The sequence below is a fragment of the Caballeronia calidae genome (assembly GCF_900044055.2).
In the GTDB taxonomy this organism is placed as follows: Bacteria; Pseudomonadota; Gammaproteobacteria; order Burkholderiales; family Burkholderiaceae; genus Caballeronia; species Caballeronia calidae.
On the sequence record NZ_FCOX02000011.1, the window covers coordinates 1 to 13704 of the forward strand.

Sequence of the window (13704 nt, forward strand, 5' to 3'; positions counted from 1 at the left end):
GGTCCAGTTTTCGCGCATCAGTTTTCGTATTCATACTTCTCTAACGCACGAGGCAGTATTTGGTGCACCGGTCAGTATCATCGCATCCGCGCCGCCATCAAGCAGGCCGCGAAGGAGGCGTGAGATGTCGCAAGGACTGATCGAAGCGGGACGTCATGCAGCTCGCAAGGAATTCTCGCGCCGCGCATTTCTGAAACTCGGTGTGAGCGCGGGCGTTGCCGCAAGCGGCGGATTGCTGATCGGCTTCAGCCTGCCCGCTGCGAGTCAGGATCAGGGCAAAGGCAAATCCGTGATCGGGGGCGATGGCATCGAGACGCCGCAAGACGGCGTATTCGCGCCGAATGCATTCGTGCAGATCGACAAGAGCGGCAAGGTCGTGCTCATCATGCCGAAGGTCGAGATGGGGCAGGGCGTCTATACCGCGCTGCCGATGTTGATTGCCGAAGAACTCGATGTGCCGCTCGATAGCGTCACCATCGATCATGCGCCGCCCAATGAGAAGCTCTTCACGGACCCATTGCTGGGCGGTCAACTGACGGGCGGCTCGACCTCCGTGCGCTATGCATGGGAGCCGTTGCGCAAGGCGGGCGCCGCCGCGCGCATGATGCTCGTCGCGGCGGCGGCGCAGCAGTGGCAATGCGATCCGTCGTCCTGTCAGGCGCAAGCCGGCAAAGTGATGCATGCATCGGGCGATCGCAGCGCAAGTTATGGCGATCTCGCCGAGGCCGCCGCGAAATTGCCCGTGCCGCAAGACATCAAGCTCAAGGATCACAAGGACTTCAAGATCGTGGGCACGCCGGTGAAGCGTCTCGATTCGCCGGAAAAAGTGGACGGCACCGCGGTGTTCGGCCTCGACGTGCGCCTGCCTGGCATGGTGTACGCCGCCATCGTCAATTGCCCGGTATTCGGCGGCACGCTCGCCTCCGTCGACGATAGCAACGCGAAGAAGATTCCCGGCGTGCGCCAGATCGTGAAGTTCGACAACGGTGTCGCGGTGATCGGCGATCATACGTGGGCCGCGAAACGAGGCGCGGCTGCGTTGCAGATTCAATGGAACGAAGGGCCGGGCGCGAAGGTATCGACGAAGCAGATCGTCGATGACATGGCGAACGCGTCGCAGCGCGCGGGTGCGGTCGCACGCAAAGACGGCGATGTGAACAATGCGTTCTCGAATGCGAAGACGCGTGTCGATGCAATCTACGTCCAGCCGCTTCTCGCGCATGCGACCATGGAACCGGTCAACTGCACCGTGCATGTTCGCCCCGATGGCTGCGATATCTGGCTCGGCACGCAAGTGCCCACGCGCATCCGCGATGCGGGCATGAAAGCCACGGGTCTGCCGGCGGAGAAGATCGTCGTGCATAACCATCTGCTCGGCGGCGGCTTCGGCAGGCGTCTCGAATTCGATATGGCCACGCAGGCGCTCAAGATCGGCAAGGCGCTCGGCGTGCCGGTCAAGGTGACATGGTCGCGCGAAGAAGATATCCAGCACGATATGTATCGTCCGTGCTATTACGACAAGCTATCCGCGGGACTCGATGCGAACGGCAAGCCGATTGCATGGACGCATCGCATCGTGGGATCGTCGGTGCTCGCGCGTTTTGCGCCGCCCGCCGTGAAGGACGGTGTCGATCCCGATGCGGTGGAAGTCGCCTCCGATCTTCCCTACGATCTGCCGAATCAGCTCGTCGATTACGTGCGGCTCGAACCGCATGACGTGCCCACCGCCTTCTGGCGCGGCGTGGGACCGACGCGCGGTACCTTCGTCGTGGAAAGCTTCATCGACGAACTGGCGGCGCAAGCGAAAGCGGATCCCGTCAAATACAGACGCGATCTGCTCGGCAAGTCACCGCGTGCGCGCAATGCGCTCGATGTCGCGACGCAGGCGGCCGGCTGGGGACAAGCCTTGCCGCAAGGACAAGGACGCGGCGTTTCGGTGATGCACGCATTCGGCAGCTTCTTTGCGATCGTCGCGGATGTCGCCGTCGATAAGGACGGCGCGGTGAAGGTGAACCGCATCGTGTGCGCGGTGGATTGCGGCATGGTCGTGAATCCCAATACCGTCGAAGCGCAAGTGCAGGGCGGCATCATCTTCGGCATCACGGCTGCGCTCTATAGCGAAATCACGATCAAGGACGGACGCGTCGAGCAAAGCAATTTCACCGATTATCGAATGCTGCGCATTCATGAAACGCCGCCGGTGGAAGTGCATATCGTCAAGAGCACCGAGGCGCCCGGCGGCATCGGCGAACCGGGCACGGCGGCGCTCGCGCCCGCCATCACCAATGCAATCTATGCCGCGACGGGCAAGCGACTGAGACAGTTACCCGTAGGCGATCAATTGCGTAGCGCTTGAGGAGGCCGTCCATGAAGAACGCATTCAAGCCGCGCTTTGCAGCGCTGATCGGTGCAGGTCTCGCGTTTGGCATGATGTCTTCCGCAAGCGCCGCCGATGATGCACTCGTCGCGCGCGGCGCGTATCTCGCCAAAGCCGGCGATTGCATTGCCTGTCATTCCGCGCCGCGCGGCAAACCGCTCGCCGGCGGCTTGCCGATGATGACGCCGTTGGGCGCGATCTACACGACCAATATCACGCCCGATGCGGACACAGGCATCGGGCGCTATGCGGAAGAGGATTTCGCGCGCGCACTGCGCGAAGGCGTGGCGAAGGACGGCCACAATCTCTATCCGGCGATGCCTTATCCGTCGTATGCGAAGATCAACGACGAGGACATGCACGCGCTCTACGCGTATTTCATGCATGGCGTCGCGCCCGTCAGGCAGGCCAATCGCGAGCCGGACATCAAATGGCCGATGAACATGCGCTGGCCATTGAAGTTATGGAATGCGGTGTTTCTCGACAAAAGCGTTTATCAGAGCAAAGCCGGAAAAGATGCCGCCTGGAATCGCGGGGCTTATCTGATTCAGGGGCTCGGACATTGCGGATCGTGTCACACGCCGCGCGGCATTGCCTTTCAGGAAAAAGGACTGGATGAGAGCAGCAGCACTTATTTGACGGGCGGCCTGCTCGACAACTGGTTCGCGTCCAATCTGACCAACGAGCACAACACCGGGCTCGGACGCTGGTCCGAGCAGGATGTCGCCACCTTTCTAAAGACAGGCGCGAACGCGCACGCATCGGCATTCGGCTCGATGACGAGCGTCATCAACAACAGCACACAGGAATTGACCGACGCGGATATCGCCGCGATGGCGCGTTACCTCAAATCCTTGCCCGCGGCGGGCGGCAATGGCGGCGCGCCGTATTCGTATGATGCGAAGGCCACGAAGGTATCGCTGACACGTCCCGCCGCAAGCGACTCGGGCGCGCGTGTCTACACGGCGTATTGCATGCATTGCCACGGCGCGGACGGACGCGGCTTCGCGCCGATGCTCGCGCCGCTCGCCGGCAATCCGAACGTGCTGGAAAGAGATGCGTCGTCGCTCATCAATGTGACGTTGAACGGCACCGGCGACCTCGTTCTTCATGGCGTGCCCGCGCCTTATCCGATGCCGCGTTATGCACCGGTGCTGAGCGATCAGCAGATCGCAGACGTGCTGACGTTCATTCGCGGCGCCTGGAACAACAGCACGCCGGCGGTTAAGACGGAGGATGTCGCGAAGATGCGCAAGGCGACTCAGGCGGCGCGCTGATCGCGCCGCTTAGTGCTGCTTTTGCAATAGCGGATGCATCAGGAAGAAAAGTCGATGACGTCCAGATTGACCGAATTGGACGGATGTGCAAGAAACTTTCGATGCACGCGCGCGCTGATGCGTTCGTAGCCGTCGCTCAGCGCTTTCAGCAAACGCTCGTCGCTCGCTCCCGTCGGCGCCCAGAAGCATTGCTCCAACGCCTTGCGCGTGATGTTGCATGGAATCGCCCGCTCCCGGGAGAACGCGATAAAGCTGACGGAGGCGCGGTCCGCCGAGATGGTGGCATCGATCGAGAGCTTGCTTGTCATGATTCGACAGGAGAAATCCGGGTTTGCTGGTTTTTATTGTGTCAGAAATCGACGAGTTCGCGCATCCTCGAATAAACGCGAAACGTGCGCAAACGGTCAAATGAAACCGTGCGGCCGGGCTTTGTTGTATCGACGAGACTCGGAGCGTGGGGCACCGCACAAACGTATGAATATTATTTCGAACGTTCGTTCGATTGAAGCAGCCGTTATACGTTGTCCAGCTTTCGACCCGGCGTCGCGCTTCCGCAAGACCACAGTTGACGCACCTGTTCGAGCTTGTCCAGGAAAAATGAAAAGAAAAGCATGCTCAGGTGTACTACTCTAGGAACGATCATCCGAAGCGGCGCGGCACACCGGCTCAGGAAATGGGACGTGCGGCGCATTCCCGGAACTCCATCGGCAACGTCCGCCCAACTTCTGTTAAGGCGCGCGCTGTCGCCAGCAGGAGCGGAACATGAAGCATCCATCATTGATGGATCCCTGGAGCCGTACCCTGGCAATGCTCGATAGCCGTTCGAGCCGGCCGTCGGAAGTGAACGACAAACTACCGTTGATGTCACGATCGCTCGTGCGCAATGTGCCGGGCAAGAGCATGTGCGCCGGATCGGGCGAAGGTCATTGTGTCAATATTCGCGTGCTGGAGCGCCTGAGCGATTCCACGCTGGCGCTATCCTGGCACGATCCCACTTCGTTCAATTACTCCGAGCAGGTCTGGGCGCTTTGCACTGCGCGCAAGCGTGGAACATGCGCTCTGAGCGGGCAGGCCATCAGACGAGGCCAACCGGTTTATCGACCAAGGCGTGTCGGCAGCTCGGTTCCGCTCAATAGCGGCGCGATGATTCTCGCGCTTGCGCTGACACCGGCTGAACAGGAAGAGAGCCTCGTTTCCGATTGATTGCCTGAAGACTCGCGGGACGCGTGCGCAATGCACGCCTTGTGTCAATCGCGCGTGTCAGGCGATCGGCATATGTGATATCGCTTGAATCGGACGAATGCATGAAGCCCGTATAGGGCAACTTGCTGATGATATGCACCTTTGGAAATTGAAGTATTCAAAGGAAATGTTTTGCGAAAGAGTGCTTATCATCGACGTCGTCCCTATGAGCTTTTCAGTGCATCGGAGTCTGGGCGCAGAGCCACGAAGTGGGGAGGAAGAATGGCCACATTGGAACAGCTGGAAAGCCAGATTCAAAAATTGCAGCGCCGGGCCGATGCATTACGGGAAAGAAAATCAGCGGAAGCGATCGCCAAAATTCGCGCGATGATGGACGAATACGGCTTGACCACAGCCGATCTCGCCAAGGCTGGCTTAGGGGCGGCGAAGAAGCGCGGACGTCCGCCCGGATCGAAGAATGCGGGCGGTTCGGGAAAAGGTGCAACCGGGTCCAGGCTCCCGCCGAAGTACCGCGACCCGGTATCGGGCGCAACCTGGAGCGGTCATGCGCGTCCGCCCGCATGGATCAAGGATGCGCCGGACCGCAGCGCATATCTGATCGATGCTGCGGACGGTGCCGCAACGGCGAAAAGCGGTGCGGCGAAGAAAGGTGCGCGGCGCGGGCGCGCGGCATCGGCATCGCGCGCCGCGGGTGCGAAGCGGGCCACTCGAAGCGCGGCCAAGAAATCATCGAAACGCGTTGGCCGAGCGGCCGCCAGGAAAACCGCGCGCAAGCATGCGCCAGCCGCCGCCTGAACCTCGCGCGCTTCAATCGAGCAAGGGACTGCGCGCGCCGGAAAATCCGCTCGCGCGATCGTATGCGAGCCCGATCTGCAGGACGCCCAGATCGCATTGCGTCGGCCCGATGATCTGCAATCCGGCCGGCAGGCCGCCAGGGCCGAAGCCGGCCGGCGCGCTCAGCGCGGGCAGCGAAGCCATCGTTGCAGGAACGACCGTTTCCATCCAGCGATGATAGGTATCCATCCCGCGGCCGGCAATGGCATGAGGCCAGTCCAGTCCGGCGTCGAATGGAAACACTTGCGCCGAAGGCAAGACCAGATAATCGAAGCGATCGAACAGCGCATTGATCGCCTGATACCAGGCCGAGCGATTGCGCACGGCGCGCGAAACGTCTTCGCCCGATAACTTCAGGCCCCGCTCTATTTCCCATATCGCTTCGGGCTTGAGCAACTTGCGCTTCGCGTCATCCCGATAGAGCGGCGCGTTGGTGCCGGAGAACGTGAGGCTGCGCAGATCGATCCATGCTTCCCAGAGACGGTCGAGATCGAAATCGATCCTGGCCGCATCGACGGTGCAGCCCGCCGTTTCGAAGTGACGCAGCGCCGATACATACGTGTCCATCAAACCTGCTTCGATCGGCAAGCGTCCATTCAGATCGCCGAGCCATCCGATGCGCGTGCCGCGCATGTCGCGCTCGAGGGAACCGGCGAAATCGGCGGGATTGTCGCTTCGGCGCGATAGCGGCGCGCGCGCATCGAAGCCCGCCTGCACGGACAACAACAAGCCGAGATCCGGAATGTTTCGCGCGATCGGACCGGCGACACTGAATTGCTGAAAGAAGACATCGTCGCTCGGCGCATAAGGCACGCATCCCGGCGTCGTGCGAAAGCCGAACACGTTGTTGAATGCGGCCGGCGTGCGCAACGAGCCCATCATGTCCGAGCCGTCCGCGCAGGGCAGCATGCGCAATGCGACGGACACGGCCGCGCCGCCGCTGCTGCCGCCCGCCGAGCGCGATGGATCGAAAGCATTGCGCGTCGTGCCATAGACCGGGTTATAGGTATGGCCGCCCAGGCCGAACTCCGGCGAATTCGTGCGGCCGACGAAGATCGCGCCCGCCCTGCGCATGCGCTCGAACACGACCGCATCGACCTGCGTGACTTCGCCTGCATAGATGGGCGAGCCTTTCGTCGTCACCAGGCCGGCGACGGGCAAGATGTCCTTGGGCGCCTGCGGAAAGCCGTGCAAAGCCCCGAGGCTTTCGCCTTTGGATAACTGTGCGTCGCGCTCGGCGGCGAGGGATAACAATGCATCGCGATTCTGCATCGCGACGATCGCATTGACGGCCGGATTCAAGCGATCGATCTGCGCGAGATAAGCGTTCATCACTTCGACGCACGAGACGTTGCGTGCGTGAATCGCGCGGGAAAGCGCGACGGCATCGAGCGAAACGATATCGTCGGGCGGCGAGGTAGCGGAATTTGCGTCGAGTGCGGTCATGGTCTTGTCGTGAATGAACGGGCGGATTCAGCGATGAAACTCGGGAAGCACATAGGCGGCGACTTCTTCGATGATATCGCGCGCGGGCCGTCGTTCCGAACTGATGTTGAGCGTGACGTGGTGCGTGCCGCGCTCGCGCATGTCATGCAGCAGCGATGCGAGCGCGTGACGTCCGGTGCGATAGCCGAGCGGGATATCGGTTGCAGGCTCGTCTGCGTCGTCACTGAGATCGAGCCGCATCGCGACGCCGAATGCGCGAAAAGCGCCCGATGCCGCGCGCTCGACAGCCGCGCGCCACATGCCATAACGGCCGCGTTGCGCTTGCGGCTCGCGATGATAAGTCATCCAGCCGAGCGAATGACGCGCTATCCAGTCGACGCTCTGACCGCCCGAACCCACCGCGAGCAGGGGAATGGATAGGTTTTGACGCGGCAAGAGATAGAACTCGGGCGCGCCTTCGGGGGTGCTGTCGGGAATCACGCGAGAGGGCACGTTGACAGTGGCGGCGAGCGTTTCCCAATGCTGCCGGTACAGATCGCGTCGTTCGTCGGGATTTCGGCCGAATGCGGCGTATTCCGGAGGACGATCGCCTGAGCCGATGCCGAGGATGAAGCGTCCGTGAGAGAGCGTATTCACGGAGATCGCGCCCTTCGCGACATGGAGCGGATGTCTGAGCGTCAGCACGATCGCGCCGCTGATGAGCGCGATGCGTTCCGTGTTCGATGCGAGCGCACCGAGCAGCACCCATGGGTCGAGATGCCCGACAGGATCGGGATAGTCGATGCTGTTGAGCGGCACGTCGCGAACCCAGAGCGCGCGATAACCGAGTTGATCGGCGAGCCGTGCAAGCGCGATCTGCTCGCTGAAGTCGACGATGCTCTGATGCTCGTGCGTGATCGGCAGCGTAATGCCGATGGAGAGCTTGCCCTCTTCGAACACGGTGTTATCGCTTGCGGTCATGAGCGCTTGCCGACGAGCATCGCGCGCTTGCCGCCGAAGCCCGCGACCTTGCGATACTCGAAGCCGTTGTTGAGGAGCGCGCGTTTGACATCGCCCGCGCTGGTAAAAGTGGCGAAGGTCGCGTCGTGCGTGGCGATGCGTGCGAGCGACGCGAAGATGGCGGGCGTCCACATGTCCGGGTTCTTGGCGGGCGCGAAACCGTCGAGATAGATGGCGTCCACCGTGACGCAATGGTCAGCGAGGCGTTGGAGAACATCGGCTGCATCGCCGAAAGCGAGCGTCAATGTCATCATGCCGGCATCGAACGCAAGCCGATGCAGACCTGCTTCGAGCGGCGGCCATGCCGAGACGAGCGATGCGGCGAGCGGGACGACAGCGGCATCGTCGATGATCGCCGCATGTGCGCGGTGCAAATCGTCCACGCTGAACGGATGCTTTTCTATCGAAATGAATTCGAGCATCGTCGCGTGATGTGCGTCTTCTCGCCATGCCGCCCATGTCGCAAGAAAATTGATGCCCATGCCGAAGCCGGTCTCCAGCACGATGAAACGTTTGCGCGCGCGCCAGCGCGCAGGCAGGCCGTTGCCCTGGAGAAATACATGACGCGCCTGAGCCAGCGCGCCCGCCGCGCTGTGATAGATATCGTCGTGACGCGGCGAATACGCTGTTCCGTCGTCGCGAAACACGAACGATGCCGATGTCAGCAGCGCGTCCATGAGTCAGGCATCGGACGGCGGCTGATCCAGCGCAATGCCCAATTCACCTGCCATGCGCTCAACCATCGCGCGCAATTGCGCGACTTCGTGAGCAAGGCGCTTTTGCTCCGACTTCAGCGCTTCGAATTCGGAAAGCGAATACGATTCGCCGCCTTGCCCTTCGCGTAAAGGCATATCGCTGATGTTTACTTCGCCGCAAAGCAGATGCATCCAGCGGCTCTCACGCTCGCCGGGCGTGCGCGGCAGCTTCACGACGCGCGGCGGGTCGTTCTCGGCGAGTTCGTCCAGAAAGCTTTCTACCGATGATATGTCCGCAAACGAATGCAGCCTCGCGCTGTTCGCGCGCAGTTCCGCCGCCGTCTGCGGGCCGCGCAGAAAAAGCGTCGCGAGCAGTGCGACGGACTGGCTCGGCACGCCGAGCACGCGGTTCACGTTATGTTCGAAGCGCGGCACGCGGCTGCTGCTTCCTTCGATGACGAGGCTCAAGCGCTTGAGGCCATCGATGGTAGTCAGCACTTCGTCCTCGCTGACGCTCATGACAGGCGAGCGCGCGGTCTTCTGATTGCAGCCCGATGTTAGGGAATTCAACGAAAGAGGATAAGTGTCCGGCACGGTATGCTGCTTTTCGACAAGCACGCCAAGCACGCGCGCCTCGAGAGGCGTGAGTTCGCGCAGGGCGGGACGGGGTGCGGCTTCGGAAGGCGTATTCATATGCGTAGTGACGTGCGGTGAGACGCCTATGATACCGGTGCCGCGAAGGGTTCCCGCATTTCGCGCACCGTCGTGCAGCATGAAACCGATCCTCATGCTGTGCAGACGCCTGAAGTGATGCGTCGTTATGGTGCAAGCGCGTGATTCAATCCTGATTAAACGTGCGTATCGCAAGGAGGCACATCACATAACACATTGGCATTGAAGTTGCTTTTTCTGATTCGGCACTGGGCTGCCCACGCAAGCGATGTTTCACACGAAACGGTGTGAAAGTTATGGAGCATCGCGCTTCGAGGTTGCCTATCGACGGGTCCGCAATGCGGGGCGCGTCGCGTCTTTCGGGCTCTTCAAGCGTCTTGCGAGTGCGACCAGGAATACGAGCGAAGGGGAATCGCCACCCCGGTATGCACTTCATATGGAAGACCGGTTATGACGCAAGCATTCTTCAATGAGATGTTCGAGCGCAGCGATCTGGAGGCGCGCGGCCTGCCGGCGGCGGCGTTCCGCGCCGTGGGCGATCCGCGCACGCATTACCGCGACTTCTTGATGTGGCTCTCCGCGCAAAGCGAGCAGCAGATCGATATCAAGCGCGCGGAAGCGGATCTCAACTTCAGGCGCGTTGGCATAACATTCGCGGTATATGGGACGAGCGATCTGCCGGGCATCATTCCCGAGCGCACCATTCCCTTCGATGTCATTCCGCGCATCTTTCCCGCCGACGAATGGCGCGCATTGGAGCGCGGTCTGCGGCAACGCGTGAACGCGCTCAACCGCTTTATCCGCGACATCTATCACGAGCAGGACATCATTCGCGCGGGCATCATTCCCGAGGCGCAGATTCTCGGCAACGCGCAGTATCGTCCGGAAATGCGCGGCGTCGATGTCACGCGGGATATTTATGCGCATATCGCGGGCATCGATATCGTGCGTGCGGGACAGGGCGAATTCTATGTGCTCGAGGATAACCTGCGCGTTCCGTCGGGCGTGTCGTACATGCTCGAAAACCGCAAGATGATGATGCGGCTCTTTCCCGATCTCTTCGCGCGCAACCGTGTTGCGCCGGTCGCGCATTATCCGGACTTGCTGCTCGATACCTTGCGTGCCGCCGCGCCCGCCGCAGCGGAGAATCCGACGATCGTCGTCATGACGCCGGGCATGTACAACTCGGCTTATTTCGAGCACGCGTTTCTCGCGCAGCAAATGGGCGTCGAGCTGGTCGAAGGGCAGGATCTCTTTGTCGAGAACGACTATCTGTATATGCGCACGACGCAAGGGCCGCAGCGCGTCGATGTGATCTATCGCCGCATCGACGACGATTTTCTCGATCCGCTCGTGTTCCGTGCGGACTCGGCGCTGGGCGTGCCCGGTTTGATCGGCGCCTATCGTGCGGGCAATGTCTCGCTGTGCAATGCGGTGGGCACGGGCATCGCGGACGATAAATCGATCTATCCTTACGTGCCGGACATGGTGCGTTTCTATCTCGGCGAAGAGCCGATCCTCAACAACGTGCCGACGTGGATGTGCCGCAAGCCCGACGATCTCCGCTATGTGCTCGATCACTTGTCCGAGCTCGTCGTGAAGGAGACGCACGGCGCGGGCGGTTACGGGATGCTGGTCGGTCCTGCGTCGACGGCGGCGCAGATCGCCGAGTTCCGCGCGGTGCTCGAAGCGCATCCGGAAAAGTACATCGCCCAGCCGACGCTCGCCTTGTCCACATGCCCGACTTATGTCGAAGCGGGCATTGCGCCGCGTCACATCGATCTGCGTCCGTTCGTGCTGTCGGGCCATGAAGTGCGCATGGTGCCGGGCGGCCTGACGCGCGTCGCGTTGCGCGAAGGCTCGCTCGTCGTGAATTCTTCGCAGGGCGGCGGCACGAAGGATACGTGGGTGCTGGAGCGCTGAAACAAGACAAGCCGAAGCAGGCAATGCGGTCGTAAAGACAAAGATAAACAAACGGGAACACCCATGCTGAGCCGTACCGCGGATCATCTCTTCTGGATGGCGCGTTATACCGAACGCGCCGAAAACACCGCCCGGATGCTCGATGCGAACTATCAGCTCTCGCTCCTGCCGCAGTCCGATGAATATGCGGAGCTGGGCTGGCGCGCGATGCTGTCGATATCCGAGCTGAGCGGCATCTATTCGGCCGCGCATCACGGCATGAAAAGCCGCGACGTGATCGACTTCATGGCGCGCGATCTGACCAATCCGTCGTCGATCGTCAGTTGTTTGCGGGCCGCGCGAGAAAACGCCCGCGCCGTGCGCAGCTCGACGAATAGCGAGCTATGGGAATCGCTCAATACGACATGGCTCGACTGTCAGCGCATGCTCGCCGACGGCATTCTCGAACGCGAGCCTTATACCTTCTTCGAATGGGTGAAGTTCCGCTCGCATCTGTCGCGCGGCGTGCAGCTCGGCACGCTCGTCAAGGACGATGCGTTCTATTTCATGCGGCTCGGGACATTCATCGAACGCGCGGACAATACGGCGCGCATTCTCGACGTGAAGTTCGAAATGATGGAACAGCGCGCCGATACCTCCGCACAACCGTTCGATTATCACCATTGGGTAGCCGTGCTCGGTTCGGTGTCGGGTCTGGAGGTGTATCGCAGGGTTTATCGCGATGTCATTACGTCGGAACGTGTCGCGGGGCTGCTGATTCTCTATGGCGACTGGCCGCGCTCGCTCGCGGCGAGCATCGCGGAAGTCGAGCAGCTGATCGGGCAGGTGACGAAAGGGCGCGATACGGAAGCGGCGCGTCTTGCGGCGCAACTCAGCGCGGAGCTGAAGAACGGCCGCATCGGCGACATCCTCAAAGGCGGGCTGCACGCTTACCTCGTGGATTTCCTCGCGCGTGTGAATGATCTCGCCAGCCGTGTGAGCCGCGAGTTCCTGTTGCCGATCGCGCCCGAAGAACCCGCCGCGCCGGAGCCGACGCAGTCGCAGTCGCAGTCGCAGTCGCAAGGTACGGCCTGAGCGCATGCAATCAGCGCTTGGCAGCCGCCGCGACGACGCGATGGACGAAACGCAATTTGTCGATGACCGCGGGCGCGAGCGTGAACGGATAGCCATCCGGCATGCCGAGGCTGCGGTTGAGACTGTTCAGCACATAGGTGAGAGGAAACCAGCGTTTCATGAGGTTATCGAACGTGGTTTCCTCGACCGGCGTCTGGTCGGTGAGCGTGGGTTCGTGCGGGCTGTCGGGCACGAGCACGAGTCCGCACGATACCGCGGTGTCGAGGGTATCGACGATATGCAGGTAATGCGCCCAGGTCTCCGCCCAGTCTTCCCAGGGATGCACCGCGGCGTAGGCGCTGATGAAGTTGTCCTCCCAACGCACGGGCGGACCTTCCTTGTAATGGCGATCGAGCGCGGCGGCATAGTCGGCTTGTTCATCGCCGAAAGCGGTGCGAAACGGCGCGATGCGCGCAGTGTCGGCGATCAGGCGGTCGAAGAAATAGTGCCCGGATTCATGACGGAAATGACCGAGCAAGGTGCGGTAAGGCTCGTGAAGCGCGGAGCGTGTCTTCTCTCGATGGGCGTCGTCGGCCTCGGCGATGTTGAGCGTGATGATGCCGTTGTTATGCCCCGTCGTCACGCCGTGGCCTTGTGCGTCGCCTTCGAGAAACTGGAATTCGAGGCCGCGTTCGGGATCGTCCTGACGCGATATCACGGGCAGCCCCAGTTCCGAGAACGTGTAGAGCAGCCGGCGCTTCGCGGCCTCGATGCGATACCAGTAAAGGCGGTTCTCCGGATTCGAAAGGTTGGGAATGGTGCTCGTCAACTGACACGAGCAGCAGAGCGTCTCGGGCGTATCGGTTTCGGGCGCGGGCACCATCCAGTTGCAGACGTTCTCGACCGCATAGTTATGGCATGGCCGATAAAAAAGATCTTTCGCGAGCGGATGCAGGCTGCGCCAGCGGCCGTCACCGGTCTGGTCGAAGGCGCTGATCTGATTGATGTCGGGCACGTAGCCGAGCAACGCGCCGCAGCTTTCGCAATGCGTGTTTTCGAAGAACACGAGCTGGTTGCAGCGATTGCAGTGAAAGGTCTTCATCGTGTGGTCGGCGGAAGTGTTGTCGCGCGATGTGGCGCGCGTGCTGTCGGCTGTGCAGCCGCAAACATCGTGCCGCATATCGTGCAGGGAAAGCGGCGTTTTTTCCATGACAAACAGAAAACG

Annotated in this window: 12 protein-coding genes; 6 read left to right on the forward strand and 6 right to left on the reverse strand. The window is 61.4% G+C overall.

The annotated features are described in order from the left end of the window. The first annotated feature begins 124 nt into the window (after window positions 1–124). Both AWB78_RS12625 and AWB78_RS12630 read left to right on the forward strand, forming a co-directional pair. On the forward strand, window positions 125–2356 hold the full coding sequence (locus tag AWB78_RS12625) for a xanthine dehydrogenase family protein molybdopterin-binding subunit (RefSeq protein ID WP_062604927.1): 2232 nt from the start codon (window positions 125–127) through the stop codon (window positions 2354–2356). A gap of 11 nt (window positions 2357–2367) precedes the next feature. Then, entirely contained in the window at window positions 2368–3654 is a 1287-nt protein-coding gene (locus tag AWB78_RS12630) for a c-type cytochrome (protein ID WP_062604928.1), read from the forward strand. Between the two features lie 38 nt (window positions 3655–3692). Here the strand turns inward: AWB78_RS12630 and AWB78_RS12635 are convergent, their stop codons facing one another. After that, window positions 3693–3962, reverse strand: coding sequence for a DUF1488 family protein (locus tag AWB78_RS12635; protein ID WP_062604929.1), 270 nt, complete (start codon window positions 3960–3962; stop codon window positions 3693–3695). Between the two features lie 454 nt (window positions 3963–4416). Between AWB78_RS12635 and AWB78_RS12640 the strand changes: the two genes are divergently transcribed. Both AWB78_RS12640 and AWB78_RS12645 read left to right on the forward strand, forming a co-directional pair. After that, on the forward strand, window positions 4417–4857 hold the full coding sequence (locus AWB78_RS12640; protein WP_062604930.1) for a DUF3331 domain-containing protein: 441 nt from the start codon (window positions 4417–4419) through the stop codon (window positions 4855–4857). A 141-nt stretch (window positions 4858–4998) separates the two neighbouring features. Next, window positions 4999–5652 carry an H-NS histone family protein gene (locus AWB78_RS12645; protein WP_232477682.1) on the forward strand — a complete coding sequence of 218 codons (654 nt, stop codon included), beginning with the start codon at window positions 4999–5001 and terminating at the stop codon, window positions 5650–5652. Window positions 5653–5664: 12 nt separating this feature from the next. On the opposite strand, the gene AWB78_RS12650 is transcribed toward AWB78_RS12645, so the two are convergent. Genes AWB78_RS12650 through AWB78_RS12665 form a run of 4 tightly spaced genes read right to left on the reverse strand, consistent with a single transcriptional unit; the run spans window position 5665 to window position 9524 of the window. Next, entirely contained in the window at window positions 5665–7137 is a 1473-nt protein-coding gene (locus tag AWB78_RS12650) for an amidase (protein ID WP_062604932.1), read from the reverse strand. Window positions 7138–7164: 27 nt separating this feature from the next. Further along, complete coding sequence (locus AWB78_RS12655) at window positions 7165–8097, reverse strand: LLM class oxidoreductase (protein WP_062604933.1); 933 nt, start codon at window positions 8095–8097, stop codon at window positions 7165–7167. Then, window positions 8094–8813 (reverse strand): tRNA (5-methylaminomethyl-2-thiouridine)(34)-methyltransferase MnmC2, encoded by a 720-nt coding sequence (gene mnmC2 / locus AWB78_RS12660; protein ID WP_062604934.1) that lies wholly within the window; start codon window positions 8811–8813, stop codon window positions 8094–8096. The genes AWB78_RS12655 and mnmC2 overlap by 4 nt, the downstream gene beginning before the upstream one ends. Window positions 8814–8816: 3 nt before the next feature. Then, window positions 8817–9524: a YceH family protein gene (locus AWB78_RS12665; RefSeq protein ID WP_062604935.1), complete on the reverse strand. Its 708-nt coding sequence runs from the start codon at window positions 9522–9524 to the stop codon at window positions 8817–8819. 429 nt (window positions 9525–9953) lie between these two features. On the opposite strand from AWB78_RS12665, the gene AWB78_RS12670 reads away from it, so the two are divergent. Further along, window positions 9954–11426: a circularly permuted type 2 ATP-grasp protein gene (locus tag AWB78_RS12670; RefSeq protein ID WP_062604936.1), complete on the forward strand. Its 1473-nt coding sequence runs from the start codon at window positions 9954–9956 to the stop codon at window positions 11424–11426. A gap of 63 nt (window positions 11427–11489) precedes the next feature. After that, the gene (locus AWB78_RS12675) at window positions 11490–12500 is read left to right on the forward strand and encodes an alpha-E domain-containing protein (RefSeq protein ID WP_062604937.1); all 1011 of its coding nucleotides are present in this window, start codon (window positions 11490–11492) and stop codon (window positions 12498–12500) included. A gap of 10 nt (window positions 12501–12510) precedes the next feature. On the opposite strand, the gene AWB78_RS12680 is transcribed toward AWB78_RS12675, so the two are convergent. Continuing rightward, on the reverse strand, window positions 12511–13581 hold the full coding sequence (locus tag AWB78_RS12680) for a zinc-binding metallopeptidase family protein (protein WP_062605059.1): 1071 nt from the start codon (window positions 13579–13581) through the stop codon (window positions 12511–12513). Between the last annotated feature and the right edge of the window lie 123 nt (window positions 13582–13704).